25 protein-coding genes and 1 pseudogene are annotated in these 25,594 nt (G+C 63.1%); 9 read left to right on the forward strand and 17 right to left on the reverse strand.

Annotated features, from left to right (window positions below; translation table 11 throughout):
- Positions 1-72: 72 nt before the first annotated feature.
- The 3 genes from NKI49_RS06730 to NKI49_RS06740 all read right to left on the reverse strand — a co-directional run bounded on the left by NKI49_RS06730 (position 73) and on the right by NKI49_RS06740 (position 1,804).
- Positions 73-504 carry an SRPBCC family protein gene (locus tag NKI49_RS06730; RefSeq protein WP_352601768.1) on the reverse strand — a complete coding sequence of 144 codons (432 nt, stop codon included), beginning with the start codon at positions 502-504 and terminating at the stop codon, positions 73-75.
- Positions 501-824: an ArsR/SmtB family transcription factor gene (locus tag NKI49_RS06735; protein ID WP_352601770.1), complete on the reverse strand. Its 324-nt coding sequence runs from the start codon at positions 822-824 to the stop codon at positions 501-503. Before NKI49_RS06735 ends, NKI49_RS06730 begins: the two co-directional genes overlap by 4 nt.
- Positions 825-1,063: 239 nt before the next feature.
- A complete protein-coding gene (locus NKI49_RS06740) occupies positions 1,064-1,804 on the reverse strand; it encodes a gamma-glutamylcyclotransferase (RefSeq protein ID WP_352601772.1) in 741 nt (246 codons plus the stop codon).
- A 276-nt stretch (positions 1,805-2,080) separates the two neighbouring features.
- On the opposite strand from NKI49_RS06740, the gene NKI49_RS06745 reads away from it, so the two are divergent.
- Positions 2,081-2,773: a DUF2270 domain-containing protein gene (locus NKI49_RS06745; protein WP_352601774.1), complete on the forward strand. Its 693-nt coding sequence runs from the start codon at positions 2,081-2,083 to the stop codon at positions 2,771-2,773.
- Between the two features lie 254 nt (positions 2,774-3,027).
- Here the strand turns inward: NKI49_RS06745 and NKI49_RS06750 are convergent, their stop codons facing one another.
- The 6 genes from NKI49_RS06750 to NKI49_RS06775 form a co-directional block, all read right to left on the reverse strand.
- Positions 3,028-3,171 (reverse strand): hypothetical protein, encoded by a 144-nt coding sequence (locus NKI49_RS06750; protein ID WP_352601776.1) that lies wholly within the window; start codon positions 3,169-3,171, stop codon positions 3,028-3,030.
- A gap of 132 nt (positions 3,172-3,303) precedes the next feature.
- Entirely contained in the window at positions 3,304-4,185 is an 882-nt protein-coding gene (locus tag NKI49_RS06755; RefSeq protein WP_352695579.1) for an ABC transporter permease, read from the reverse strand.
- The gene (locus tag NKI49_RS06760; protein ID WP_352607619.1) at positions 4,182-5,153 is read right to left on the reverse strand and encodes an ABC transporter permease; all 972 of its coding nucleotides are present in this window, start codon (positions 5,151-5,153) and stop codon (positions 4,182-4,184) included. Before NKI49_RS06760 ends, NKI49_RS06755 begins: the two co-directional genes overlap by 4 nt.
- Complete coding sequence (locus NKI49_RS06765; protein ID WP_352607617.1) at positions 5,150-6,796, reverse strand: ABC transporter substrate-binding protein; 1,647 nt, start codon at positions 6,794-6,796, stop codon at positions 5,150-5,152. Before NKI49_RS06765 ends, NKI49_RS06760 begins: the two co-directional genes overlap by 4 nt.
- A 39-nt stretch (positions 6,797-6,835) precedes the next feature.
- Complete coding sequence (locus NKI49_RS06770) at positions 6,836-7,609, reverse strand: DUF427 domain-containing protein (RefSeq protein ID WP_352607614.1); 774 nt, start codon at positions 7,607-7,609, stop codon at positions 6,836-6,838.
- A gap of 9 nt (positions 7,610-7,618) precedes the next feature.
- On the reverse strand, positions 7,619-8,971 hold the full coding sequence (locus NKI49_RS06775) for an LLM class flavin-dependent oxidoreductase (protein ID WP_352607612.1): 1,353 nt from the start codon (positions 8,969-8,971) through the stop codon (positions 7,619-7,621).
- 195 nt (positions 8,972-9,166) lie between these two features.
- Here NKI49_RS06775 and NKI49_RS06780 point away from each other — a divergent pair, with 195 nt between their 5' ends.
- From NKI49_RS06780 to NKI49_RS06790, 3 genes are all read left to right on the forward strand, one after another.
- Positions 9,167-10,996 carry a dipeptide ABC transporter ATP-binding protein gene (locus tag NKI49_RS06780; protein ID WP_352607610.1) on the forward strand — a complete coding sequence of 610 codons (1,830 nt, stop codon included), beginning with the start codon at positions 9,167-9,169 and terminating at the stop codon, positions 10,994-10,996.
- 236 nt (positions 10,997-11,232) lie between these two features.
- Entirely contained in the window at positions 11,233-11,388 is a 156-nt protein-coding gene (locus tag NKI49_RS06785) for a hypothetical protein (protein ID WP_352607608.1), read from the forward strand.
- 40 nt (positions 11,389-11,428) lie between these two features.
- Entirely contained in the window at positions 11,429-12,577 is a 1,149-nt protein-coding gene (locus NKI49_RS06790) for an amidohydrolase (protein ID WP_352607606.1), read from the forward strand.
- Positions 12,578-12,769: 192 nt separating this feature from the next.
- On the opposite strand, the gene NKI49_RS06795 is transcribed toward NKI49_RS06790, so the two are convergent.
- Both NKI49_RS06795 and NKI49_RS06800 read right to left on the reverse strand, forming a co-directional pair.
- Positions 12,770-13,846: a tartrate dehydrogenase gene (locus NKI49_RS06795; RefSeq protein ID WP_352607604.1), complete on the reverse strand. Its 1,077-nt coding sequence runs from the start codon at positions 13,844-13,846 to the stop codon at positions 12,770-12,772.
- Complete coding sequence (locus tag NKI49_RS06800) at positions 13,843-14,133, reverse strand: hypothetical protein (RefSeq protein ID WP_352607623.1); 291 nt, start codon at positions 14,131-14,133, stop codon at positions 13,843-13,845. Before NKI49_RS06800 ends, NKI49_RS06795 begins: the two co-directional genes overlap by 4 nt.
- On the opposite strand from NKI49_RS06800, the gene NKI49_RS06805 reads away from it, so the two are divergent.
- Genes NKI49_RS06805 through NKI49_RS06815 form a run of 3 tightly spaced genes read left to right on the forward strand, consistent with a single transcriptional unit; the run spans position 14,095 to position 16,695 of the window.
- Positions 14,095-15,465 (forward strand): aminotransferase class III-fold pyridoxal phosphate-dependent enzyme, encoded by a 1,371-nt coding sequence (locus NKI49_RS06805; protein WP_352607602.1) that lies wholly within the window; start codon positions 14,095-14,097, stop codon positions 15,463-15,465. The genes NKI49_RS06800 and NKI49_RS06805 overlap by 39 nt on opposite strands.
- Positions 15,462-16,184, forward strand: coding sequence for a haloacid dehalogenase type II (locus NKI49_RS06810; protein ID WP_352607600.1), 723 nt, complete (start codon positions 15,462-15,464; stop codon positions 16,182-16,184). The genes NKI49_RS06805 and NKI49_RS06810 overlap by 4 nt, the downstream gene beginning before the upstream one ends.
- A 22-nt stretch (positions 16,185-16,206) precedes the next feature.
- Complete coding sequence (locus tag NKI49_RS06815) at positions 16,207-16,695, forward strand: Lrp/AsnC family transcriptional regulator (protein WP_352607598.1); 489 nt, start codon at positions 16,207-16,209, stop codon at positions 16,693-16,695.
- 68 nt (positions 16,696-16,763) lie between these two features.
- On the opposite strand, the gene NKI49_RS06820 is transcribed toward NKI49_RS06815, so the two are convergent.
- Positions 16,764-18,221 carry an NAD-dependent succinate-semialdehyde dehydrogenase gene (locus NKI49_RS06820; RefSeq protein WP_352607596.1) on the reverse strand — a complete coding sequence of 486 codons (1,458 nt, stop codon included), beginning with the start codon at positions 18,219-18,221 and terminating at the stop codon, positions 16,764-16,766.
- A gap of 100 nt (positions 18,222-18,321) precedes the next feature.
- Positions 18,322-19,236: an NAD(P)-dependent oxidoreductase gene (locus NKI49_RS06825; protein WP_352607594.1), complete on the reverse strand. Its 915-nt coding sequence runs from the start codon at positions 19,234-19,236 to the stop codon at positions 18,322-18,324.
- Between the two features lie 211 nt (positions 19,237-19,447).
- Between NKI49_RS06825 and NKI49_RS06830 the strand changes: the two genes are divergently transcribed.
- Together NKI49_RS06830 and NKI49_RS06835 are read left to right on the forward strand one after the other, a co-directional pair.
- Complete coding sequence (locus tag NKI49_RS06830; RefSeq protein WP_352607592.1) at positions 19,448-20,632, forward strand: NAD(P)/FAD-dependent oxidoreductase; 1,185 nt, start codon at positions 19,448-19,450, stop codon at positions 20,630-20,632.
- Between the two features lie 44 nt (positions 20,633-20,676).
- Positions 20,677-20,982 (forward strand): annotated as a pseudogene (locus tag NKI49_RS06835) (Lrp/AsnC ligand binding domain-containing protein); the annotation flags it as partial.
- A 126-nt stretch (positions 20,983-21,108) separates the two neighbouring features.
- Here the strand turns inward: NKI49_RS06835 and NKI49_RS06840 are convergent.
- The 4 genes from NKI49_RS06840 to NKI49_RS06855 all read right to left on the reverse strand — a co-directional run bounded on the left by NKI49_RS06840 (position 21,109) and on the right by NKI49_RS06855 (position 25,517).
- Positions 21,109-22,002 (reverse strand): carbohydrate ABC transporter permease, encoded by an 894-nt coding sequence (locus NKI49_RS06840; RefSeq protein WP_352607590.1) that lies wholly within the window; start codon positions 22,000-22,002, stop codon positions 21,109-21,111.
- A 1-nt stretch (position 22,003) separates the two neighbouring features.
- Entirely contained in the window at positions 22,004-22,855 is an 852-nt protein-coding gene (locus NKI49_RS06845; RefSeq protein WP_502903192.1) for a carbohydrate ABC transporter permease, read from the reverse strand.
- Between the two features lie 224 nt (positions 22,856-23,079).
- A complete protein-coding gene (locus NKI49_RS06850) occupies positions 23,080-24,405 on the reverse strand; it encodes an ABC transporter substrate-binding protein (RefSeq protein WP_352607586.1) in 1,326 nt (441 codons plus the stop codon).
- Between the two features lie 38 nt (positions 24,406-24,443).
- A complete protein-coding gene (locus tag NKI49_RS06855; RefSeq protein ID WP_352607584.1) occupies positions 24,444-25,517 on the reverse strand; it encodes an ABC transporter ATP-binding protein in 1,074 nt (357 codons plus the stop codon).
- Between the last annotated feature and the right edge of the window lie 77 nt (positions 25,518-25,594).

The raw sequence follows: 25,594 nt of genomic DNA on the forward strand, positions 1-25,594 counted from the left end.
CATTCCTCCATGGGTTTTGCTGGCGGCGGGCCGCCGGTGAAGTCAGGTGCTGGTTCAGTCGGCCTGCGGACGTCAGTCCGTCCGGTCGAGAAGCTCTTCCAGCTTCTCGAAGAATTGCGGCCATCCCATCTTGGCGCCGCCGTAGGCCCGCCGCTGCTCGGGCCGGAAGCCGGCTTGCTCCATACGCAAATGGGTCCCCGTGGGCGTCGGGGTGAGCGTAAAGGTCACCACGCTCTGCAAATTGAACGCCGGATCGTGGTGAGCAAGGTTCCAGGTGTAGGACAGCAACTTGTTCGGCTCGACGGCAAGCACCTCGCAATCCAGCACGCCACCCCAATCCGCGCTGATGTTGAAGCGATGGCCGACGACCGGCTTGAAATCGTTCTTCATCAGCCACTCCTCGATCAGATGCGGTTGCGTCAGCGCGCGCCAGAGTTTTTCCGGCGGGTGCGAAATCTGCCGCTCGACGACGACAGTGCGGTTCTCCTGGGCACTATCGTTCACTGGTCCATCCTTTTGAGCAAATCCTCGAGATCGTCGAACCGGGCCTCCCAGAACCCGGCCATCTCCCGCGTCCAGTCCATCAGCGGCGCCAGCGCGCCAAGCTGAGCGCTGTAGTGCGTCTGGCGGCCCTCGTGGCGGTCGCGCACCAGCCCGGCCTGCTTGAGCACGCCGAGATGCTTCGACACCGCCGGCTGCGAGACGCCGGACTGGCTTGTCAGCGCCCCGACCGTCTGCTCGCCTTGGCGGCACAGCCGTTCGAAAATCGCCCGCCTGGTCGGGTCGGCGAGCGTCCTGAAAAGCAAGTCGTGAGCATCCGGCATGTCAGATCGATAACCCGTTGGCTATTGATTTACGTATAACCATTGGGATATACGTTCGTCAAGTGGAAGATAACCCTGCTCAGTTGATCTTGTAGATCAGCTGATCCGCCCGCCGGGGCATCTGCTGGACCTTGTGAGTTCCAGGTCGCGGCGTTGCGTGGCGATCGAAAACGGCGCCTTGCCCGCGCCGGCGATCAGCGGATAGACGACGAGGCGAAGCTCATCCACCAATCAAGGCATCAGCCGGCGTTAACGCGCCCGATCTCCTGCGCCACCAGCGCCTGCAACTGCCACAGATTGCGGTCGCGGATGCCGCAGGCGTCGAGATGGCGGATCGTTTCGAACAGGTACTGCGCACCCGAACCCCAATGGCCGGCCGCCTTGGCCAGCGTCGCGGCGACGGCCTGCTTGTCGAGCTTGCCGGCATAGCGCGCATTGGCGGGATCGACGACGAAGCCGAGCGCCCGGCCTTCGCCGCTTTCGGTCCTGACCCGCAGCCAGCGCGGCACGTTGACGGCGGGCAGGATGGTCATCTCGCGGCGCAGCAGCGCCTCGAGGTTGGCCGCCACCGGCTCGGCGATCTCGAACACCATGCCCTGGCATTGGCCGCCACGGTCGAGCGCCATCATCAGGCCGGGCTGATCGAGCGTGCCGCGAAAGCGCTGTACCGTGAAGCAGAACGACCGGTGCCAGCCTCGCGCCACCGCACGCTCGCCGCCCCTCACCTCACCCACTGGCTTCCACAGCAGCGAGCCATAGGCGAACAGTTTCAGCGGCCCGGGCGGCGCGCTGGCCAGGATCTCGTCGCGGAACCGCGCATAATCTGCATCGGTCATGTAGACCATGCCCGGCGTCGGCCCGGCATCCTCCACCGGGCGCATGGTACGCGCCACCAACGCCTCGGTCAGCGCCATCGCGGCCCCGCGCGGCGCGGGTTTGCGCGGCGGGGCCGCATTTTTACCGGAAATGACTTTGCCCATCCTCGCGCCCTCGACTCGGCCGCTATGTTGCCGAAGGTGACCGGATTCTCAAGGGCACAACTCTCGGAACGGGAAGCGGAATCTGAGCAGTCGCGCTCAACAACCTGATCCGACTCAATAAATGCCGGCAGGTTGGTTGATCGCGGCGGCTCAAAAAACCAGCGGCATCGGCTTCGACTTTCCAATGCTCCCGGCCAATCGGCTCGCTAGACCGGTGTGAACCGCCACAAGGAACGATGTTGCCGGCAAACCATTATAGCCTCGCCGGAGGACGCCATGAATGATGCGTCGGCAAAGCCTGCGGGACCCGTCCTTTCATCGACGGAGCGCGTCAACACGCTATCGCATTTCCACCGCGCCGAGATTGCGCGCATGGCGGGCTGGCGCGATCGGCTCGACAGGACGACCAACTGGGCGATCACCGTGGTGGCGGCGCTTCTTTCGGTGTCGCTATCGACCGCCAGTGCCCATCACGGCGTGCTGCTATTCGCTATGCTGCTGATCCTGCTGCTGCTGTGGATCGAGGCGCGTCGCTATCGGTTCTTCGACTTCTACCGGGCTCGCGTACGCCAATTCGAGCGCCACTATTTCGCACAGATCTTTTCGCCGCAACCCGACTTTGCCTCGGACTGGCTGCTGATCGTCGGCGAAGGCCTGCGCGCGCCGAAGTTCCTGCTGTCGCAGCGTGCCGCGCTGGCGCGCCGCCTGCGACGAAATTACATCTACCTGTTCCTGATCCTGCTCTTAGCCTGGGTGGTCAAGATATCGACACCCGGCCTTCAGACGGTGGGTGTCAGGACCGGGTTCGCCGGCTCGCTTCGCGAGGCCATCGACAGCGCCGCCCTTGGTCCCATTCCCGGTGTGGCGATCGTGGCCGTCGTGGCGGCATTCTATACCGGCCTGCTCGCCATTGTCCTTTTCGCGGCCGGCGACGACGGCGAACTCACCTTCGGCGACGTCCACGTCTGATGCCTGGTGACGGGCGGCTGTAACGCAAATGACGGCCCGCGTTGTGATGGTAAGTTCGCTAGGCGCTTGAGGGGCGCCGGCAAGCCATTGCCCTCACCGCGCAGCCGGCCGGGCCCGCCTCCGGCATGGGCGGCTCGGCGGAAGGGCTGTTCGTTGCCAAGATCGTTCCCCCGCCGTGCTTCTGGCTACCGACCGTATCCGTGTCGAAGTGAGGCCCGATATGGCGGGCGAAACTGGCGCCTGATCCTACCGGTCTATATGCCGAAGAACTGTTTGCCGATCACGTAGCCCAGCGCCACGACGACCAGCGGAAACAGCGCCGGCGCGACTTTGCTCAGAACGGAGACTTGCTGGTCCTTGGCCGGTGTGTGGCGTGCATTGCCGAGGTTCTTGGTCACTGCCTGCTGCCCCCATATATATTAGCGATCACTCATTAACAGCACGGTCGCATTAACGGCCTGCAAAGAAATTAGATCGAATAGCCGACCATTTCGCGCGCTGGGCCGATGCCGGGCGGCAGGTCCGACGGCTCACTTGTCGGCATTTTCGAAGGCACCAATGCCTTGGGCAATCAGGTTGGTGGCCATGACCAGCGAGATGATCGCGGCCGAATTGAACACCACCACCCACCATTTGCCGCCGGTGAGAAAGCCGTAGCCGTCGGCGATGGCAAGCCCCCAGTCCGCCGAAGGCGGCTGGATGCCGAGGCCGAGGAAACTCAGCGTCGCGATCGAGAAGAAGGCATAGCCGAGCCGGGTTATGAGCTCGATCAGGATGGTCTCCCGAACATTGGGCAGGATTTCGAGAAACATAATCGCCAGCCGGCCTTCGCCTGCGAGCCGTGCGGCGCTCACATACTCACGCTCGCGCTGTTCGCGCACGGCCGTGCGCACCGTGCGCGCCACCAGCGGCGCGTAGGCAAGGCCGATCACCAGGATGACGGTGAGGTTGGAAGGGCCGATCGCCACCAGCGCCATCGTCACCAGCACGATGAAAGGCAGCGACATGACGGCATCGAGCAGCCGCGCGCCGACAGCGTCGACCATGCCGCCTGACGTGCCGAGCACCCGGCCGATGACGCGGCCGACGATAACGCCCGCCAGCGTCGCCAGAGGCGCCACTAGAAGAATGTCGCGCGATCCGACGACAATGCGGGAAAGCACGTCGCGCCCCAGTTGATCGGTGCCGAACCAGTGCACCGCGTCGGGCGGTGTCATCATGGCGAGGAAATCCTCGGCATAGGGATCGAACGGCACGAACCGCGACCCGAACAGCGCACAGACGACCCAGAACAAGAGCACCGCCGAACCGGCGGCGGTAGACGGCGCCACCTCGGGGACGAGGCGGCGCAGCCTGCCGGCCCAAGAGAGCCTGATTTCGCCGCGCATGGGAGACTGGGCGAGATCGGTCATGGCGCGCTCCGGCGGCGCTGGCGGGGATCGAGCAGCGCCTGCAGCAGGTCGCCGATCGCCGCCGTCGACACGAAGATCGTCGCCATCACCAGCACGCCGGCCTCGAGCAGCGGAAAGTCGCGCGCCTTGGCCGCACCCAGCACCAGATTGCCGAGGCCCTGGATGCCGAACAGCGCCTCGATCACCACCAGCCCGCCAAGCAGGAAGCCGCTCTGCGTGGCGATAACAGCCACCGTCGGCACCAGCGCGTTGCGCAGCACATGCTTGAACAGCACCTGCGATGGGCTGAGGCCCTTCAGGATCGCGGTGCGGGTGTAGTCTGCGGCTCGCGCGTCGATCACCCCTGCCCTGGTCATGCGCGCGACATAGCCTATGAGATTCAGCACCAGCGGCAGCGCTGGCAGGATGAGATAATAACCATGAGTCCAGAAGCTCGCCCCGTCTGGCGCGGCTCCGGTGATCGGGAACCAATTCAACCACAGGCCGAAGACGATCAGCAGCAGCAGACCGGAGACGAAGTCGGGCACGATGCTGAACGAGACGCCGGTCAGCACGATCAGCCGGTCGAGGAGGCTGCCGGCTCTCAAGCCCGCGGCGACGCCGGCGCCGATGCCGATCGGAACCAGCAGCACCAGCACGACACCGGCGAGCGCCGCGGAATTGCGGATGCTTTCCAGCACGAACGGCGCAACCGGCGCGCGCATCGACAGCGACTCGCCGAAATCCCCGGTAATCGCTCTGCTGAACCAGTGCCAGTATTGCAGCAAGATAGGCTGGTCGGTGCCAAGCTTTCTGTTCAGCTCGGCCACCGCCTGCGCATCGGCGAACGGGCCGAGCATGACGCGGCCGACATCGCCAGGCAGCACCTGCCCGGCAAGGAAGACCAGCGCGCTGACCAGCCACAACGTCAGCAAGAGCGAGCCGACGCGGGCCGCCAGGGCGCGGCCGACTGCTGCCGAACCGCTCACACGAACGACACCTTGTCGAGCAGCAGGTGCGAAATGGCGGTGAAACGAACACCCTCGACCTTCGCGCTGACGATGCGGCTGTACTGCGAGAAGTAGCCGATGATCAGCGGCGTCTCGTCGAGCAGCAAGGTCTGGATCTTGCCGGCGGCTAGGCGCTGCGCCTGGAGATCGCGCGCCTTGCCGTAGTCGAGCAGCAGCGCGTCATAGGCCGGATCCTTGAAATGCGCGGCGTTCCAGCTTCCCGTGCTTTTCAGCGTCGCGTTGAGGAAGATGTCAGGCGTGCCGCGATGACCGAAATCGGTGATGCCGACGCTGGAATCGAGCCATGGCGAACTGCCGAAGGTCGCCGAGCCGTAATAGGCATCCTGCGGCAGCACATTGAGCTTGATATCGATTCCGGCCTTCTTGGCGAAGTTCTGGATCAGCACGGCGTAATCGGGAATGTCGTAAGCGCGCTCGGTGGTCAGCGTCACCTGGAACCCGTTGGGAACGCCAGCCTCCCCAAGCAGCCGCTTGGCCTCGTCTATATCCTGCTTGCGCTGCGGCACCGCCGGATCGCTGGACGGGAAGATCGGCGCGAACGGGGTGTCGTTGCCGACGATGGCACGGCCCTTCAGCAGGCCCTTGACCACCGCCTCGCGGTCGATGGTGAGCGCGAGCGCGCGGCGGATGCGCTTGTCGGTGAACGGCGCCTGGTCGGTCCGCAGATGCACCTGGTCGTGCGAGCTCGCCTGCACGCTGAGGATCTTGAAATTGGGATTGCCATCGATCGCGAGTTCGAGGCGGGTCGTGCTCGGGATGACGTCGAGCTGGCCGGCCTGCAACGCCAGGACCTGCGCCTGCTCGTCGTCGAAGAACTTGATCTCGACCCGGTCGGGCAGCGCCTTGTCGCCCCAATAATCCTCATTGCGCACGAAGCTGGCGCCCTGCTTGGGGCGGAAGGATTCGAGCTTGAACGGGCCGGTGCCGATGAACGTCTTTTCGAAGTCGCCGGCATAATCGGCCGGCAGGATGACGGCGTTGAACACGTCGGACGAGACGTAGAACGGGAAATTGCTGTTCGACTGGTCGAGATCGAAGGCAACGGTCTCGCCGTCGACGACCTTGGCGCCGCCCTTGGAGAGGATGCCCTTGTAGGCCGACAGCGCCGACGAGCCGTTGGCCGGATCGACCAGCCGCTCGAAGCTCGCCACCACGTCCTTGGCGGTGACGGTGCGGCCATCATGGAATTTCACTCCCGGCCGCAGCTTGAAGGTCCACCGCCTGGCCGTCTCGTCGGCTTCCCACGACAGAGCGAGTTTCGGCTGGAGCCCGTCCTTCGGGTCGTCGAGGATAAGGTATTCGCCCACCTGGCTGAGCACGCCGATGCTGGCTGGATCGGTGACGGTGACCGGATCGATCGCCTTGGTCGGCTGGCCGAGCCCGACGCGGACGGTGCCGCCGGTTCCCGCCGCGCGCGCCACGCCGGGAGCGCCTTGCGAGGAGGCAAGACCGGTGAGGCCGATGAGCACGGCGTATTTCAGCAGGTCACGGCGCTTGAGGAAGCCTTGCACGTACTCGTCGACCGCTACATTCCAGATGTCGCCGGATGGGCTGCGTCCAGACTGGTTGCGCAGGAAATCGATGTCGGAACGTTTTGTCATTGTCTGTCTCTCATAAAAAGGGATTGGGTGAGGCTGCCATCAGACCGGCTGGCCGTCGAGATGGATGCGGTCGACCGCCTGCGGATAGAAAGCGATCAAGCCTTTGATCTTCGGCACTTCGTCGATCGGCTCGCGGTAACTCCAGGCAATATCGGGGCGTACCGATCCGTCGCGCAGCAGGCCCGACCAGTAGGAGGCGATACCCTTGTAGGGACATCGCGTCGTCGAATTGGACGCCGTCAGCCGCTCCAGCCTGACATCCTCCGGATGCAGGTAGAAGCGCATCGGCAGATGGGTCTCGAACAAGAGCACCGGTCGATGGCTGTCGGCGATCACGTCCCCGTCGAACCAGACCTGCACGTGACTGGAGCTTTGCAGCACGTCGATCCGCGCATAAGGGTCGCGGGCGTGGACGAAGACCTCTTCCTCCTCCTCCAACCACTGGTCGACCTGCTTCCAGGTGAAGGCGATGCGGCCTGCGAGCGGCGACAGGATCTCGTCGGGCGGCGCAACGAGCGACCACGCCGCGTTGGCGGCGCGCCGGTCGCCACTGTCGATATCCCAATAGGCGGTCTCGCCGCCGACCGGGTGCGGCTCGCGATGCAGCGAGGGCTTCAGCACCGACGGGTCGACCGAGGCCGGCGGAAAGAAATAGATCGGCAGGAAGTGGTTGGAGCGCAGCACCAGCACATTGCGGCTGTCGGCGATGGTGCGGCCGCCGAAGCGGACGCGGATACGCTTGGGGCTGTGCAGGACATTGACGAGATGCGGAGCGGTCGCTTCGCGGGGCTGAAGTCTTGGCGCGGCTGTCATGGCTTTTCCTCAGGACACGGCGCGCGCATTGTCGCGCTGCTCGGCGAAACGGTTGGCGGGACGGGCGAGCCCAAGCCGGTCGCGCAACGTGCCCGGGCCATATTCGGTCGGGAACACGCCGCGTCGCTGCAATTCCGGCACCACCTGTTCGGCGAAATTCACCCAGTCCTCGGGCAGCAGCGGGAACATCAGGTTGAAGCCGTCGGCAGCGCCCGAGACGAACCAGTCTTCGAGCTGATCGGCGATCTGCTTCGGCGTGCCGGCAACCGTCGGCACCGAGCCGCTGTTGGCGAGCTTGCGGGCGATGTCGCGCAGGCTGAGGTTCTGCTTCGACCATTGCCTGACGCGGTTGAGCGACGTGCGCCCGCCATTGAAGGTGCTTTCGTCCGGCAGCGGCGGCAGCGGCCCGTCCGGAGGATAGGCGGAGAGATCGATGCCGCTCCAGCTCGACAACAGGTCGATGCCTACCTGGTCGGGAAGCAAGGTTTGCAGATACTCCTGTTTTTCGCGGCCCTCGGCTTCGGAAGCCGCCACGATCGGCAGGATGCCGGGCAGGATCTTGAAGCTTTCCGGCCGCCTGCCATGGCGCGCCAGCCGCTCGTTGATGTCCTGCCGGTACTTGATGCCGTCTTCCCTGGTGCTGAAGATGGCGAAATGCACGTCGGCCTGCGCGGTGGCGAAATTCTTGCCGTCCGCGGACGATCCGGCCTGTACGATCAGCGGATGGCCCTGCGGCGGCCGCGACACGTTGAGCGGGCCGCGCACTTTGAAATGCTTGCCCTTGTGGTCGATCGGATGAACCTTGTCTGGATCGGCGAAATAACCCGACGCCTTGTCGATCAGCAGCGCCTCGTCTTCCCAGCTGTCCCATAGCGCCTTGACGATATCGAGGAATTCGCCGGCACGTTCGTAGCGGAAGGCGTGCTCGATGTTGCCGTCGCGACCGAAATTGCGCGCCTCCTCGTCCATCGCCGAGGTGACGACGTTCCACGACGCCCTGCCCTTGCTGATATGATCGAGCGAGGCGAACATGCGCGCCACATTGTAGGGCTCGCTGTAGGAGCTCGACGCGGTGGTGATCAGGCCGATGTGTTTGGTCACGCCGGCCAGCGCCGACAGCAGCGTCAGCGGTTCGAGGCGGGCGTTGGCGTAGTGCGCGACGCCGCTCTTGACCGAATCCCAGATCGACACGTGGTCGGCGACGAAAATGGTGTCGATCCTGGCCCGCTCGGCCGCCTGCACCAGCTCGCGATAATAGTCGAAGTCGAGCACCTCTCGGCCCGGCGCGCGTGGGTGCCGCCATGCCATGCGGTGGTCGCCCTGCGGGTTGAAGAAGAACGCGCTGAGGATCATGTGCGACATGCCGGTTTCCTTCGCTTTCGATGCGGAAGACCGCCGTCGCGACGGCGTGTGGCCGTGCCCCGAAAATCCTCCAGTCCACGAAAGTTAGATTGCGCTTCGGCTTTATTCGAGTAATTTTATAGAGATTATATCCTGTGAAAGTGGAAGCGATTGCCCCCGATGGCGGCGCGCGCAGAAAGTGGTTTCGGGTCGTCAATGTCTGCTGTTCTGCCACCCATGCCTTCGGTTCTAAACGTCGAGCACCTCTCCGTTTCCTACACGGGAGCCAGACGCATCCACCGCGCGGTCGACGACATATCGCTCCGCATAGGCCAGGGCGAAGCGCTTGGCCTGGTTGGCGAGTCCGGCTCGGGCAAGAGTTCGGTGGCGCTGGCGGTGCTGCGCTATCTGCCCAGACACGCCCGGGTCGAAGCCGCGCGACTGGCGTTCCAGGACAGCGAGATCCGCGACCTCTCAGCCGACCAACTGCGCCGGCTGCGCGGCGACCGCATCGCCGCCGTATACCAGCATCCGGGTTCGGCGCTGAACCCGAGCATGACCATCGGCGGCCAGATCACCGAGACGATCCTGCGTCATCGGCCGATGCACCGCGAGGATGCGCTTGGCCGCGCCACGCAACTGCTCGGCCGCGTCCGCGTCGCCAACCCCGAGCGCGTGCTGCGGCTCTATCCGCACGAACTGTCGGGCGGCATGCAGCAGCGCGCCAACATCGCCATCGCCATAGCGCTCGACCCGTCGCTGCTGGTGTTGGACGAGCCGACGACGGCGCTCGATGCCAGCGTCCAGTCCGAGATCATCGCAATCCTCGACGATTTGCGCCGCGAGCACAGGACTAGCATCCTCTTGATCAGCCACGACATCAACTTGATCCGGCGCTCCTGCGACCGGGTCTCGGTGATGCAGGCAGGCGCGGTGGTCGAAACAGGCGCGGCCGGTGAGGTGTTCGACAACCCGCACCACGCCTACACAAGGGCGCTGGTATCGGCCATTCCGACACTGCACCGCACCAAGCGCGACGGCAGGCTGGCCGAGGATGCGAGCCCCGTGGAGCCGACCTCGGGCATGCCGGCCAAGGAGCAACAGGACAACCCCCTGCCCGCGCCGCATCGCGAAATCGCCGTCGCTTGCCGGGGCATAAGACAATCCTTTGGCGGCCAGCCCGTGCTGCACGGCATCGACCTCGATATCGCCAGCGGCGAGACTTTCGGCCTGATCGGCGAGTCCGGTTCCGGCAAGTCGACGCTGGCCAGGATCGTCACCGGCCTGCTGCCGCCGACGGCGGGCAGCGTCGAGCTGTTCGGCAAGACGGTGGCGCCGCGCGTCGAGAAGCGCCAGCCGGGCGAGCGTCGCGACGTGCAGATGGTGTTCCAGTCGCCGGACCGCACGCTCAATCCGCGCCAGCGCATCGGCCGCATTCTCGGCCGCCCGTTGCGGCGGCTGGCCGGCCTGCCCCGCTGCGCGGTGGCAGAGCGCGTCGGCGACCTCCTGGCCTCGGTGCGCCTTGCCCGCACCACGGCCGAGCAGAAACCCGGAACCCTCTCCGGCGGCCAGCGCCAGCGCACGGCGATCGCGCGCGCCTTCGCCGGCCTGCCGAGGCTCGTCGTGCTGGATGAGCCGACATCGGCCCTCGACGTGTCGGTGCAGGCGACCGTGCTCAACCTGCTCAACGATCTTCAGCGCAGGCAGGATACCGCCTATCTCTTCATCAGCCATGACTTGCGGGTCGTGCGCTACATGGCCGACCGGATCGGCGTGCTCTATCGCGGCCGCCTGGTCGAAACCGGTTCCTCCGACCAGGTTTTTAGCGGCCGCAACCATCCCTATACCGAGATGCTGCTGGCGGCGTCCTCCAACGAGGGACCTGCGGTCTCGACATTGCCGGAGCTGGTCGCCGAGGCCAGCCTTGGCGGCTGCGCCTTCGCCGCCCGCTGCCCGCTGGCCGACGCCGGCTGCCACGCCGCCGAACCTGTTGCCAGGGAAACGGAGGCCGGCCATTTCATCGCCTGCTGGAAACGCGTCGGCTGACCCGGCCGTCGCGGACCTTCGCATCCGCCTGCACCGCACATCCGAACCAATGGGGCGAGCCAATGGGGCTGGTCGATGCGGCGGTGAAAACCGCCAATTGAGCATCGAGAGCGCGCTTGAAGGCCGGCCGCTCGTCGAGAGAGTTAGGTGCACGATCTTTCTGATGGGTCAGGTGTGCAGTTCTTGCACATTACGTCCAGAGGACAAACGGCCGGCGTCACTCCCGACGCGCGAACATGCTTTTTGAGGGTCGCAATTATGACGCGGGCGCGACGACGGAGTTCCTGATCACCGACACGAACGATAATGTGGTGCTGGATGGCTCGAATGCTTCGGGATACGATTACACCCTGGAGCAGTTCGAAGCCCTATGCCCCAATCGCGTGAAGTAAGACGCTCGCGAGAAATGTGGCGCCAACGGAGGCGGCAAGCGTGACCCTTACCAATCGAGACATCGTCGAGCTTACGGCATGGCGGCGCAAGCTGCACCAGCAACCGGAGATCTCCAATGAGGAGGAGAAGACCGCCGGAGAGGTCGTCGACTTTCTCGCCGATACGGGTCCGGACAAAGTGCTGACCCGGCTGGGAGGGCACGGCGTGGCGGCAATATATGAAAGCGGCAAAGCCGGACCGACGGTGATGTTCCGTTCGGAACTCGATGCCTTGCCGATTGAAGAACTTTCAGGCGTGCCGCATTCATCGCTCGTGCCGGGCAAGTCGCATATGTGCGGCCATGACGGACACACCACGATCCTGGCCGCCCTTGGCCGCCAGTTCGGGCGCGAGAGGCCCGCAAGCGGTCGCGTCGTGCTGATGTTCCAGCCGGCGGAGGAAACCGGCAATGGCGCGGCTGGCGTCGTCGCCGATCCCCGCTTCGGCGAGATCGCGCCGGATTTCGCTTTCTCGTTGCACAATCTGCCCGGTGTGCCGTTCGGCGAGGTGCGGCTCAAAACCGGCGTGGTCAATTGTGCGTCACGCGGCATCCAGATCGTGCTGGAGGGCAAGACCGCGCATTCGTCGATGCCCGAGACCGGAGTCTCGCCCATGATGGCGATCAGCCAGTTGATGCCGGCACTGCCCGCGCTGGGGCGCGGAACCTTCAGCGACGACGACTTCAGCATGATCACCGTCACCCATGCCGCGATGGGCGAAGCCGTGTTCGGCATCGCACCAGGCCAGGCGCAAGTCTGGGCGACGCTGCGCACCCGGCGCGACGACCGTATGGCAAACCTGTGCGCCGCCGTGGAAACTCTGGTCACGAGGATCGCCGGCGAGAATGGCCTTTCCGCCCACTGGCACTATCACGAGATATTCGTCGCCAGCGTCAACGCCGAGGATGCGGTGGAGCATCTGCAACGAGCACTCGACGAAGAGGGGATCGTGCACGGCGAAGAAGCCCTGCCGATGCGCGCTTCGGAAGATTTCGGCCTGTTTGGCCACAGCGCGGCGTCGGCGATGTTTTTCCTCGGTGCAGGCGAGCGGCACCCTGCGCTGCACAATCCGGACTATGATTTTCCCGACGACCTGATCCCGATCGGGTCGAAAATCTTCATGCGCGCGGCACGCAATCTCCTGGGGTGAGTTCGCCTGTCGCCCATGTCGACGCCAATCCGCCACATGGGCTGCTACTCCCGTCGCTATCTCCACTGCGCCTTCGAGGACGAAGGCGCGACGCTCGAACGCTTCGTCTGGGACCGCCGAACGCAGCAAGGAATATCTGCCGGTTTTCGGCTCGATGCCGACGTTCGCATCATCCCTTGCCGATATGCCCCGTCAAATCTCCGCGGCGACCGCAACACCGCAGGATTCGGTGGTAGCAGGCCCTCCGAGATCGGGGGTTCTGCCTGCCGGGGAAAGCAGCACGCGCTCCATGGCGGCAAGGACGTGATTGGCCGCGCCGATTTCGCCGAGATGCTCGAGCATCATCGCCGCCGTCCAGATCTGGCCGAGGGGATTGGCAATCCCCTTTCCGGCGATGTCGGGCGCCGATCCGTGCACCGGCTCGAAAAGAGAAGGATGCGTGCCAGACGGGTTGATGTTTGCCGAGGGCGCGATGCCGATCGTGCCGGTACAGGCGGGGCCCAAGTCGGACAGGATGTCGCCAAACAGATTTGACGCGACGACAACGTCGAACCGATCGGGGTTGAGGACGAAATGGGCGGTCAAGGCGTCGATATGGTACTTGTCGCGACGAACGTCCGGATATTGAGATCCAATCGCCTCGACGCGCTCGTCCCAGTAAGGCATGGTGATCGAGATGCCATTCGACTTCGTGGCCGAAGTCAGGTGCTTCTTCGGGCGGCTCAGCGCCAGATCGAAGGCATAACGCAGGATGCGATCGACGCCCGTGCGGGTCATGATCGTTTCCTGGATCACGACTTCCCGCTCCGTCCCTTCGAATGCCCTGCCGCCTAGCGACGAATACTCCCCTTCGGTATTTTCCCGCACGACATAGAAGTCGATGTCTCCGGGTTTTCGCCCCGCCAGGGGCGAGGTCACGCCTGGCATCAGCCGCACGGGTCGAAGATTGACATACTGGTCGAACGCGCGCCGGAATTGCAGAAGCGAACCCCAGAGCGAGACATGATCGGGAACTTTCTCTGGCCAGCCGACGGCGCCGAAGAAGATAGCGTCGTAGCGGCCTAGCGTTTCGAACCAGTCGCCGGGCAGCATCGTGCCATGCTCCAGATAGTAGTCGCAGGAGGCAAAGTCGAACCAGTCGAGCCTGATGTCGAGATCGAACCGGCGCGCGACCGCTTCGAGAACGCGGACGCCCTCGGGAACGACTTCACGACCGATTCCATCCCCCGGTATCACTGCGATGCGGTGGGCTCTTCCCGTCTGCGTCATTTCTCAGCTCCTTTGAAACTGCTCACGGCAGGATACGGATTGGCTGGAGCATATTCTGCCGTCGCCGCACGCTCGAGCCGTAACTTCCAACGTTTTGGCCTGGTTGGGCGGCATATCCCGGCGGCATAATGTGCCGCGCTTTCGCTACACTTGGCATAAATAGCCGCCAGAACGACGATTTCCTTCGGACAAGATCGCGCAGGAAAAGCAAAATGGAAGCGTGAGAAACCCGAATGGAATAGTCGCGCATGCTCTCGAACAGCCTCATAGATGATGATCGCGCTCATCTCATTCACCCGGTCGCGCCGTTACGCGCGCACGAACGCCGTGGCGTGACGGTTCTGCAGTCGGCCAACGGCTGTTATCTGACGGATGCCTCGGGTCATACGGTGCTCGACGGTTTCGCCGGCCTTTGGTGCGTGAACACGGGCTATGGCCATGAAAGCATAGTCGAAGCTGCCATGGAGCAAATGCGGCGGCTTCCCTACGCGACCGGCTACTTTCATTTCGGCAGCGAGCCCGCCATCAAGCTGGCGACGAAGATTGCCCAGTTGGCACCCGGCGACCTCGATCATGTCTTTTTCACCCTTGGCGGGTCTGACGCGGTCGATACCGTCATCCGGATGGTGCGCTATTACAACAACGCACTCGGCCGGCCGCACAAGAAGCATTTCATCGGCCTGGAGCGAGGCTATCATGGCTCCAGTTCCAACGGCGCTGGTTTGACCGCGCTGCCGGTCTTTCATCAGGGCTTCGACCTGCCCCATGCATGGCAGCATCATATTCCCTCGCCATATCCTTACCGTCATCCGGCCGGCCCGAATGGCGAAGCAATCATCGCGGCATCCGTCAAGTCTCTGCGTGACAAGGTTGCCGAGATCGGCGAGGAAAATGTCGCGGCGTTCATCTGTGAGCCGGTCCAGGGCTCGGGCAGCGTCATTGTGCCGCCCGACGGGTTCCTGACGGCGATGCAAGACACGTGCCGCGAGCTGGGCATATTGTTCATCGTCGACGAGGTCATTACCGGATTCGGCCGGACGGGCCCGATGTTCGCGTGTGAACACGAAGGGCTCCTGCCGGATTTCATGACCATCGCAAAGGGACTGACCGCCGGCTATGCGCCGATGGGTGCGGCGGTTGTCTCGAATCGTATCTACCAGGTGATCGCCGACGCGGCACCCGATGGCACGCCGTTCGGGCATGGCTTGACCTATTCCGGTCACCCCGTCAGCGCCGCCGTCGGCCTCGAAGTGTTGCGCCTCTATCAGGAGGGCGGTCTTCTCGAAAATGGCAAGAGGATGGGAGCCTATTTTGGCAACCGGCTGAGCGAATTGCGCGATCATCCCCTGGTCGGCGATGTCCGCTCGCAGGGCCTTCTGGGAGCCGTCGAGATCGTGACCAACAAGGCGACAAGGCAGAAGCCCGCCAAGGAGCTCAAGCTCAGCGGAAGATTGTTCGACGAGGGCTACCGCAACGGCCTCATCTTCCGCGCCTTCGCCGACGACACGATCGGATTTGCGCCCCCCTTATGCATTACACAGGACGAAATCGACCTGCTGATGGAACGCCTGGAAAAAACCCTCGACACAATATTGGACATCAAGGAGTTACGAGCATGAAGCTGACCGATTTCAAAGCCCTGACCTTCGACTGCTACGGCACGCTCATCGACTGGGAGTCCGGGATGATCGAGGGACTGAAGCCGCTGATCGCGAAGGTCGGCCGCGAACTCAGCCGCAACGAGATCCTTGAGGCGCATGCCCGGCACGAATCCTCGCAGCAGCTTCAGACGCCAGCCAAGAACTATCGGGACCTGCTGCCGATCGTCTATCGCCGGCTGGCGGAAGAATGGGGCGTCGCGGTGAGCTGGGGCGAGTGCATCGCTTATGGCCGATCGGTCAAGGACTGGCCGGCATTCACCGACTCCGCCGGCGCTCTCCAGTATCTCAAGCGACACTACAAATTGGTGATCTTGTCGAATGTCGACAATGAGAGCTTCGCGGCCAGCAATGAAAAGCTGCAAGTCGAGTTCGATGCGGTCTACACTGCCGAGGATGTCGGTTCCTACAAGCCGGCGGACCGAAACTTCGACTACATGCTCGCCAAGCTGGAAACGCTGGGGATCCGGAAGAGCGAGATCCTGCACACCGCCGAGAGCATGTTCCACGACCACGGTCCGGCAAACAGGCATGGTCTTGCGTCCTGCTGGGTTTACCGCCGCTATGATCAGGAAGGTTTCGGAGCCACGATGAATCCCGGCGACATGCCCAAATACGATTTCCGCTTCAACAGCATGGCCGATCTCGTCAAGGCACATCAGGAAGAGCTAAGAGGGTAGGATATTCCGCGGGGAGGCGTTTATGGTGGGGCTGCCCAAACTCGACAGAATCGACGTCAACATCCTGGCGCAGCTTCAACAGAACAGCCGGCTGACCAATGTCGACCTCGCCGAGGCTGTGGGCTTGTCGCCAAGCCCCTGCCTTGCGCGCGTGAAGCGCCTGGAAAAGGCCGGCTACATCGCCAGCTACAGCGCCCGGCTGAACCTTTCAAAGCTGGTCGATCACATACTGGTATTCACCGAGGTTACGCTCAACGATCACAAGCGCGAAGACTTCATCAAGTTCGAAACCGAGATCCGCCGCTACGAGGCCGTGCAGGAGTGCCATCTCGTCAGCGGCGGATACGATTATCTGCTGAAGTTCGTCTGCCGCAGCGTGGCGGCCTACCAGGAGCTGATGGAACTCATCCTGGAGCGGAACATCGGTATCGAGAAATATTTCAGCTACATCGTCATCAAAAGCGTCATTCAGCGAGACAGCGTTCCACTGAAATCCCTTCTGTCGGATTAAGGCACCCGCCTGTTTCGGAGGTCGCACCGAAGCCGGCGCCGGCTGGGGATGGCATTGCACCTCTCCCTTCAGATGCCGCCGATATGGAGCGTCTTCACCTCCAGAAATTCCTCGATGCCGTGGTGAGACCCTTCCCGTCCGAGGCCGGATTCCTTGATGCCGCCAAAGGGCGCGGATGCGGTCGAAACCGAACTGGCATTGATGCCTACCATTCCGAACTCAAGGGCTTCGGCCACCCTGAAGGACCGTGAAAGGTCACGCGTATAGAGATAGGCGGCGAGCCCATATGGCGTATCGTTCGACATCGAGATCGCCTCCTCCTCTGTCTTGAAGGCGAACAGAGGCGCAACAGGACCGAACGTCTCCTCGCTCGCGATGAGCATCCGGGGTGTGGCTCCAGTCAGGACGGTCGGCTCGTAGAACAGGCCCGACTTCAGCTTTCCTCCCGTCGCAATCGCGGCGCCTTTCGAGATCGCATCGTTGACGTGTTCCTCGATCTTGTCGATCGCCGCCCTGTTGATCATCGGCCCGATCTCCGTACCCTCTTGCAGCCCATCCCCCACCTTCAGCTTGGCTGCTGCGCTGGAGAGCCTGCCGGCGAAGGCGTCATAGATGCCCTCCTGCACCAGGATGCGGTTGGCGCAGACGCAGGTCTGGCCGCCATTGCGGAACTTGCTGGCGATGACACCCGTGACCGCGGCATCGATGTCGGCATCGGCGAAGATGATGAACGGCGCGTTGCCGCCGAGTTCGAGACCCACGCGCTTCACGGTGGCAGCGCATTGCTGCATCAGGATCTTCCCCACTCGGGTCGATCCCGTGAAGGTCAGCTTGCGCACGACAGGACTGCTGGTCAGGGCACCGCCGATGGCCGACGACTGCCCGGTGACGATGTTGATGACGCCGGGCGGTATCCCGGCGCGCTCGGCCAGGACGCCGAGAGCCAGCGCCGAGAATGGCGTCAGCTCGGCCGGTTTGATGACGATGGTGCAGCCGGCGGCAAGTGCCGGCGCGGCCTTGCGTGTGATCATTGCGTTCGGAAAATTCCACGGCGTTATCGCGGCGACGACGCCGATCGGCTGTTTCTGGACGATGATGCGACCGTCCATTGCGGCCGACGGAATGGTTTCGCCGTAGACGCGGCGCGCCTCTTCGGCGAACCACTTGACGAAGGAAGCGCCATACGCGACCTCGCCACGCGCTTCAGCCAGCGGCTTGCCCTGCTCGATGGTCATGATGCGACCGAGATCGTCGCAATGCTCGATCATCAGATCATGCCACTTTTCAAGCAGCGCTGTACGCTCCCCGGCTGTCTTCTTGCGCCAACCGGCAAGCGCCCGCTCCGCCGCCAGGATCGCGACCTCCGTTTCCGATGCCCCACAGCGAGGAACGCGACCGATTATCTCGCCCGTGGAGGGGTTGTCGACGTCGATGGTCTCCCCTGTCTCGGCGACGCGCCATCCGCCGTCGATGAAGCATAGCTCAACAAAAAGGGAGGGGTCTTTCAGCTGTGTCGCGATGCTCATCACAGTCTCCATTGGCTGCTTGGAGCCTGCCATACGCTCACGGCACAATATGCCGTTCATAGCCACAATGTTGAAAGCAAGATGTGATGTTGGCCCGGAATCAGGTGTTCCAACCGCGTTCCAGCGTCTCCAGCGCCAACAGGGTTCGCCGCCAGAGTTCGGCGTAGGCGTCATCGGTCATGTAGGCCGCGTGCGCGGTCAGCGTGACATTGTCCAGATCGGCATAGGGATTGTCGCGGGCCAGCGGTTCAACGGGAAAGACGTCGAGAGCCGCATGGCCGATCTGCCCGCTGCGCAATCCTGAAAGAAGCCCGGCTTCATCGATGAGCTGCGCACGCGCGGTGTTGACGAGAATGAAACCTCGTTTTGGCAGAGCGAGACGCCTGGCATCCAGCAGGCCAGCGGTTTGCGTGGTAAGCGCAACGTGCAATGACACGATATCGGCATCGCGCAGCGCCTCGTCGAGATCGGCTTCAAAGTGCTGAACCTCGCGCGGGCTTCGGTTCCAGCCTGCGACGTTCATCCCCAGGGCGAGACCGATCTCGGCGAGCTTGCTTCCGATGCCGCCGAGGCCGACCACCGCGAGCTTGCGCCGTTCCAATTGCAGGCCGCCCATCGGCCGCCATGCGCCAGACCTGACAGCCCGATCCATCCGCGCAACATTCCTGGCGGCCGCCATCATCAGGGCCAGTGCATGTTCCGCGACGGCGCGGTCGCCATAGCCCGGCGTCGTCAGCACGGTCACGCCGCGTCGGTGCGCATCGTCGGTATCCACGTAGGTTCCAGCACCGGTTCCCATGAACACTATGCCGCGAACCGTCGGGCAGGCGTCGAGCACTTGCGGTGGAATGACCGTGTGCTCGACCAGCAGCACATCCGCCTCGTTCCCCAGGCGAACCAGATCGTCGACGGAAGGATCTCCGATGTTTACCCTGACGTGATCAGGCCTAGGCAGATCCTGCTGCTCCATGACCCGGCGCAACTCTTCAGTGCAGTCGACAAAAACAGCGCGCATGGGGAAATTCCTCCGGCCTCGGGCAATTCGCAATCACGATAGTCCGAGGCGGCGGCAGAATGTGCCGTCGTCCCCGGATACTTCAGCCGGAGATCGGTCAACTTGCATGATTTTCAGCATGGCGCGCCGGGCACACCGGCATAATCTGCCCCTCGAATGTAGATCGATCCGGTCGCTTCCGATGCGAAACCTAACTTCAAGGAGTTCCGTCATGACGGTCCAGACGGCAGATTTTCTTGTGATTGGCGGTGGCATCGCCGGACTTTCGGTCGCCTATGAACTCAGCACCAGGGGCACCGTGATCGTGCTGGAGAGCGAGAATTCGCCGGGCTATCACTCGACGGGAAGGTCCGCCGCCGTGATGTCGGAAAATTACGGCCCGGCCCTCTGGAGCAGGCTGGTTACGGCGTCGCGCTCGTTCCTCGAGGCTCCCCCACCCGGCTTCACCGACGTATCGCTGGTTTCGCCGCGCGGCGCGTTGTTCCTTGCGCTTGAGCACGAGCAGGACAAGCTTCGGGCACAAGGTGAGGAACTGATCCGGCGCGGTGCCTCGATCGACATCACGACACCGGCCGACGCTTTGCGGTATTGCCCTGCGATCCAGGCCGACAAGTTTGCCTTGGCGCTCTACGAGCCCGACTGCCTGGACATCGACACGGACGCCCTGATGACGGGCTATGGCAAGGGTCTTCGGGCGCGTGGCGGGCAATTGCAAACCAATGCCCGGGTCCTCGAACTCGCGCGCCCCGGCGGCGTCTGGAAGGCCTCGACACGGCAAGGCGAATTCGAGGCTGCAGTCGTCGTCAATGCGGCTGGCGGCTGGGTCCAGGAGGTCGCGCAACTGGCCGGGCTTCCCGCTCGCAACGTCGTGCCGTTCCGTCGCACCGCGGTGACCTTTGATCCACCGGCCGGCGCCGATATCCGCACCTGGCCAATGACTTTCGACGTCGCCGAGACCTTCTATTTCAAGCCTGAGGCGGGCCGTATCATGGTCTCTCCTGTCGATATGGAACCATCCGCGCCTTGCGACGCCCAGGCCGACGAACTGGAGGTCGCGATCGCCATCGATCGCATCGAACGCTTCACCACCATGCGAGTGCCGACGATCTCCCACAAATGGGGAGGGCTGCGCACCTTTGCGCCGGATCACGAGCCGGTAATCGGACCGGACCAGGATCAACCAACCTTCATCTGGCTGGCCGGACAGGGCGGAAACGGCGTGATGGGTGGCGCGGCCGCGGCGCGGCTGGCCGCGAGTTTGGCTGCCGGCGAGAGCATCCCCGCCGATATCGCGGCACTCGGCATTACAGCCGCGAACGTCTCCCCCGGCCGTTCCTGCGTGTCGGGACCGGATGCAGTGCGACCAACGGTGGGCAGGCTGGAAGACATCGCTTGATCCCAATGAGCCATCGCCCTGAGCAAAGGATGAGCTCGGTAAGCGTCACGATCACGCTCGAACGGCAGGCCGCGCAGCATCTCGGTCGGTTCGAGGCAGCGGTCAAGGCATATCCCGAAATATCGGAGTTCCACCTCATGAGCGGCTGTTCGGACTACCTGCTTCGGGTAGAAGCGGCGGATTTGACCGACTTCGAGCGGATACACCAAAGCATACTGTCGAGACTGCCCGGCGTTCTGCACATACGTTCAAGCTTCGTGATGAGAACCATAGTTCTGCGGCCTGGGCAAATGCCGATAGCGAACCAGGATCAGCTCGCAGCGCCTGAAGCAATTCCAGGAAAGGTGTGAAACGATTTTCCGTCCGGAATTGCGTAAAAACAAAGAGATAGAGCGGTTCGGCGCTTCAATGAAGCAGTGAACCGCTTTAGAATACTGGCAACCGGCCGACAGCGCGGGCGACAGGACAAGGCAGCGCTATTCCTTCACGGCGCCCGTCATTGAGGACACGTAGTGTTCGACGAAGAACGAATACAGCACGACCACCGGCAGCGAGCCGATCAGCGCGCCTCCCATCAGCGCTCCCCATTCGTAGACGTCGGAGCGGACCAGCTCGGTCAGCACGCCGACCGGCACCGTCTTGTTCTCGGACGATTGGATGAAGGTCAGCGCATAGATGAACTCGTTCCATGACAGGGTGAAGGCGAATATGCCGGCCGAAATCAGCCCGGGCACCGACAGCGGCAGCACGATCTTGGTGAGGATCTGCCACCGGCTCGCCCCGTCGATGAGCGCGCATTCCTCCAGCTCGAACGGGATCGAGCGGAAGTAGCCCATCAGCAGCCATGTGCAGAACGGGATCAGGAAGGTCGGGTAGGTGAGGATCAGTGCGAACGGCGTGTCGTAGAGACCGAGTTTGAACACCATCACCGACAGCGGAATGAACAGGATGGAGGGCGGCACGAGATAGGCGAGGAAGATGCCGAGGCCGACCTGCCGCGCCCCCGAAAACCTGAGCCTCTCGATCGCATAGGCGGCGAGAACCGCGGCCACCAGCGACAGGAATGTCGCGGCGGTCGAAATGATGACCGTATTGAGCAGCCAGCCCGGATAGGACGTCTCGAAAAGCAGGTAGCGTATGTGCTGGAATGTCGGATGCACGACCCACAGCGGATTGAAATTCGCATAGTCGGTCATCTCGACATTGGGTTTGATCGCCGTGATCGTCATCCAGTAGAACGGGAACAGCAGCACGATGACGAACACAAGCAACGGCAGGTAGACCGTCACCACCTTGCGCGGCACGCTTTGCAGGTAGCCCATGCCGCCTTCGTCGGTGTTGGAGCGCTTGCCTTCATTGATCGCGGCCATGTCAGTCTCCGCCGCCTTGCTGCCACCTGCGTCGTTGCAGGCCGAAATAGCTGAACAGGATCGCCGCCAGCAGGAAGGGGATCATGGCGACCGCGATTGCGGCCCCCTCGCCCAGCTGGCCTCCGGAAATGCCGCGTTGAAAGGACAGGGTCGCCATCAGGTGCGTGGCATTCACCGGCCCGCCCCGCGTCAGCACATAGATCAGCTGGAAGTCGGTGAAGGTGAACAACACCGAAAAGGTCATGGTGATGGCGATGATCGGCGTCAGCAGCGGCAGCGTCACGTGGCGGAACAGCTGCCATCGGCTGGCGCCGTCGAGCGTGGCGGCCTCGTAGAGCGACTGGGGGATCGTCTGCAGACCGGCAAGCAGCGTGATGGCCACGAAAGGAATGCCGCGCCAGACATTGGCGGCGATGACCGAGGCGCGCGCATTGGTCGGATCGCCGAGGAAGTTGATGCGATGATCGATGAGGCCCAGCTGCTGCAGCGCCCAGGACAGGATCGAGAACTGCGAATCGTAGATCCACCAGAAGGCGATGGCCGAAAGCACGGTCGGCACCACCCACGGCAGCAGCACCACCGCACGGAAGAACGATTTGAAAGGAAGATTTTCGTTCAGAATGAGAGCCAGCCAGAGGCCGAGCGCGAACTTCAGGATGGAAGCGCTGACCGTGTAGAGCAAGGTATTAAAGACGGAGAGCCAGAATACGTTATCGCTCCACAGATATTGGTAGTTCTCGACGCCTATGAAAATGCCGGGCCGGCCGATCCGCGTGTCCGTGAAGCCGAGCCAAATGCCGAGCCCGAGCGGATAGGTGAGAAAAACCAGCAGCAGCGCCGCCGCCGGAAGCATGAAGCCGAAACCGAGAGCGTTCCGGCTCTCGGCCAGGCGCGACAGGATCGACGAACGCGGCTGAACGGCAACGGATGGCACGGCCATGGCGCGGGCTCCTGTTGGTGCGTTCTGCAGCCGGGCGCAATCGCCAGGCGTCGCAGAAATGCGGCTAGAACCAAAAGATAGGACGGGATGCCAGGTTCAATTCAAATGCATCCCGATCCGGTCTCCGTCGAACAGGATCAGACGCGGTAATAGCGGTTGGCGCGCTTTTCCGCCTCTTCCATGGCCTCCTGCGGCGTGGCCTGGCCCGTCACGGCCTTGGCGAACATGTCCACTAGGACATAGTCGGCCATGGTCGCGGCCGAGGCATAGCCGAGCGGCCCTGCATAGCCGTTGGGACGCAATGTCGCCGAGGCTTTCGCATAGGCCGCGTTGTTCGGGTCGGCCTTCCACACCGGATTGTTGTCGAAGGCCTTCAGCGTCTGGCAGCAATAGCCGGCCGATGACGTGACCCAGTCCGACATCTGCGGGTCCTCGAACATGAATTGTAGATATGCTTTGGCGGCGTTGGGATAGGGCGTGTAGTCGAAGATGACGGCCGTGGTCACCTGGAACAGCTCGACCGATTTGCCGACCGGGCCGATCGGCAGGTTGGTGGTGCGGATGTCCTTGGCGATCTCCGTCAGCTTCGGGTCATTGTCCTTGTTGATCTTGGCCGTGTTGTAGGCCGAGATGCCGTTGGCGATGACGCTCACTTCCCCGGCCAGGAAGGCGCGGTTGTTGTTGACGTCGAGCCAGCTTTCAGTCCCGGGAATGAAGGTCTTGTAGAGTTCCTGCGCATACTGGATGGCCTTCAGGGTCTCGGGGCTGTTGATCGTCACCTTCCCGCTTTCGTCGACCATTTGGCCGCCATGGCTCCAAAGCAGCCAATGCGCATAATTGTTGCCGTCGCCCACGCCGTGGCCATGCGTGAAGCCCGCCGGGTGCCCTTTCGCCTGCAACGCCTTGCAAAGCTCCAGGAAGCCGGTCGTGTCCTTCGGGAATTCCGAGAAACCGGCCTCCTTCACCCAGCTTTCGCGATAGACGATGGCGTTGCCGATGGTGGCCAGAGGCAGGCCGAGGAACTTGCCCTCGCGCGTCGCGTACTGCCGCGGTCCATCGTACCAGCCACCATATTTCGAGCCCAGATATTCGCCCAGTTCAGTAACGTCATGCAGCTTGTCGGGATACTGGTGCGGGTCGTCGAACCAGACGAACATCAGGTCCGGACCGGAGCCGACATTGGCGGCGACCGCCGCCTTGGGACGAATGTCCTCCCAGCTTTCCTTGTCGACGCGCACCTCCACACCCGTCGCTTCGGTAAACCGTTTGGTGTTTTTCAGCCATTGGTCCTCGTCGCCCTGCACGAATGGTGACCAGCGCAGCAACCTGAGCTTCGCCCCCTCCTCCGGCCTGTACTTCAGGCCTTCCTGGGCGAAGGCCGGGGAGCCGACGAAGCGGCTGCCCAAGGCTCCCGCCGCCGCGCCGGCGGTGGTGCGGATCACGTCGCGTCTGGTGAATTTCATGCTCGTTTCCTCCTCTGTGTTTCCTCGTTGCGTGCCCTTTATCGCGTCTCGATGCGTTTGCCGGTTTCGCCGTGAAAGAGATGGATCAGGCCAGGTTCGACCGACAGCCGAATGGTTTCCCCTGGTGTGAAGGAATGGCGCTCCCGAAAATTCACGACGATATCCTCGCCGCCCGCCGTTCGGCCGATGATCTGCACTTCCGAACCGGTCGGCTCGATCACCACCACCGTGACCGGGATGCCATTGTCGGCCAGCCGCAAATGCTCCGGCCGTATCCCCAGCACGACTGGCTCGCCGTTGCCGATCGAGGATGGCGCGGCCAGAGGCACGGAAATGTCTCCCGCACCACGGAAGGACGGCGCTCCGTCGGTCAGGATCGTTCCCTTGAGCAGGTTCATGGCGGGCGAGCCGATGAAGCTCGCGACGAACAGGTTGTTCGGCCGGTCGTAGAGTTCCAGCGGCGGTCCGATCTGCTCGACGATGCCGTCATGCATGACCACGATCTTGTCGGCCATGGTCATGGCCTCGATCTGGTCGTGAGTGACATACACCGTCGTGGTCTTCAGCCGCTGGTGCAGTTCCTTGATCTCGGCGCGCATCTGAACCCGGAGCTTGGCATCGAGGTTGCTGAGCGGCTCGTCGAACAGGAAAACCGCCGGATCGCGCACGATGGCGCGGCCCATGGCAACGCGCTGGCGCTGCCCGCCGGAAAGCTGGCGAGGGTAGCGCGACAGCAGCGGCACCAGCCCGAGGATTTCGGCTGCCCGCTTCACGCCGGCATCGCTTTCGGCCTTGGATACGCCTTTGAGCATGAGCGAGAACGCCATGTTCTCGGCAACGGTCATGTGCGGGTAGAGCGCATAGTTCTGGAAAACCATCGCGACGTCGCGCTCTTTCGGCGCAATGTTGTTGACGATCCGGTCGCCGATCGAGATCTGACCGTGCGAAATCTTTTCAAGACCGGCGATCATCCTGAGAAGGGTCGATTTTCCGCAGCCCGAGGGCCCGACCAGCGTGACGAACTCGCCGTCTTCTATGTCGACGCTGACGCCGTGAAGAATCTCGACGGCGCCGAACGACTTGTAGACATCGCCAATCGCGACAGACGCCATCGATCTCCTCCCGGATGGTTCCCGCGTCTTCGCAGGAAACCGCTTCTCTTTGGCGTTTGAAATGAATGCCGGCAAAC

It is taken from the genome of Mesorhizobium sp. M0587 (genome assembly GCF_040320945.1).
GTDB lineage: Bacteria > Pseudomonadota > Alphaproteobacteria > Rhizobiales > Rhizobiaceae > Mesorhizobium.

What these genes read in the sequence shown, in the direction of transcription:
- NKI49_RS06735 (WP_352601770.1), bottom strand. Translation starts at nt 824, where the DNA reads ATGCCGGATGCTCACGACTTGCTTTTCAGGACGCTCGCCGACCCGACC.
- NKI49_RS06740 (WP_352601772.1), bottom strand. Translation starts at nt 1,804, where the DNA reads ATGGGCAAAGTCATTTCCGGTAAAAATGCGGCCCCGCCGCGCAAACCC.
- NKI49_RS06745 (WP_352601774.1), top strand. Translation starts at nt 2,081, where the DNA reads ATGAATGATGCGTCGGCAAAGCCTGCGGGACCCGTCCTTTCATCGACG.
- NKI49_RS06755 (WP_352695579.1), bottom strand. Translation starts at nt 4,185, where the DNA reads ATGACCGATCTCGCCCAGTCTCCCATGCGCGGCGAAATCAGGCTCTCT.
- NKI49_RS06765 (WP_352607617.1), bottom strand. Translation starts at nt 6,796, where the DNA reads ATGACAAAACGTTCCGACATCGATTTCCTGCGCAACCAGTCTGGACGC.
- NKI49_RS06770 (WP_352607614.1), bottom strand. Translation starts at nt 7,609, where the DNA reads ATGACAGCCGCGCCAAGACTTCAGCCCCGCGAAGCGACCGCTCCGCAT.
- NKI49_RS06775 (WP_352607612.1), bottom strand. Translation starts at nt 8,971, where the DNA reads ATGTCGCACATGATCCTCAGCGCGTTCTTCTTCAACCCGCAGGGCGAC.
- NKI49_RS06780 (WP_352607610.1), top strand. Translation starts at nt 9,167, where the DNA reads ATGTCTGCTGTTCTGCCACCCATGCCTTCGGTTCTAAACGTCGAGCAC.
- NKI49_RS06785 (WP_352607608.1), top strand. Translation starts at nt 11,233, where the DNA reads ATGCTTTTTGAGGGTCGCAATTATGACGCGGGCGCGACGACGGAGTTC.
- NKI49_RS06795 (WP_352607604.1), bottom strand. Translation starts at nt 13,846, where the DNA reads ATGACGCAGACGGGAAGAGCCCACCGCATCGCAGTGATACCGGGGGAT.
- NKI49_RS06805 (WP_352607602.1), top strand. Translation starts at nt 14,095, where the DNA reads ATGCTCTCGAACAGCCTCATAGATGATGATCGCGCTCATCTCATTCAC.
- NKI49_RS06800 (WP_352607623.1), bottom strand. Translation starts at nt 14,133, where the DNA reads ATGAGCGCGATCATCATCTATGAGGCTGTTCGAGAGCATGCGCGACTA.
- NKI49_RS06810 (WP_352607600.1), top strand. Translation starts at nt 15,462, where the DNA reads ATGAAGCTGACCGATTTCAAAGCCCTGACCTTCGACTGCTACGGCACG.
- NKI49_RS06815 (WP_352607598.1), top strand. Translation starts at nt 16,207, where the DNA reads ATGGTGGGGCTGCCCAAACTCGACAGAATCGACGTCAACATCCTGGCG.
- NKI49_RS06820 (WP_352607596.1), bottom strand. Translation starts at nt 18,221, where the DNA reads ATGAGCATCGCGACACAGCTGAAAGACCCCTCCCTTTTTGTTGAGCTA.
- NKI49_RS06825 (WP_352607594.1), bottom strand. Translation starts at nt 19,236, where the DNA reads ATGCGCGCTGTTTTTGTCGACTGCACTGAAGAGTTGCGCCGGGTCATG.
- NKI49_RS06830 (WP_352607592.1), top strand. Translation starts at nt 19,448, where the DNA reads ATGACGGTCCAGACGGCAGATTTTCTTGTGATTGGCGGTGGCATCGCC.
- NKI49_RS06840 (WP_352607590.1), bottom strand. Translation starts at nt 22,002, where the DNA reads ATGGCCGCGATCAATGAAGGCAAGCGCTCCAACACCGACGAAGGCGGC.
- NKI49_RS06845 (WP_502903192.1), bottom strand. Translation starts at nt 22,855, where the DNA reads ATGCTTCCGGCGGCGGCGCTGCTGCTGGTTTTTCTCACCTATCCGCTC.
- NKI49_RS06850 (WP_352607586.1), bottom strand. Translation starts at nt 24,405, where the DNA reads ATGAAATTCACCAGACGCGACGTGATCCGCACCACCGCCGGCGCGGCG.
- NKI49_RS06855 (WP_352607584.1), bottom strand. Translation starts at nt 25,517, where the DNA reads ATGGCGTCTGTCGCGATTGGCGATGTCTACAAGTCGTTCGGCGCCGTC.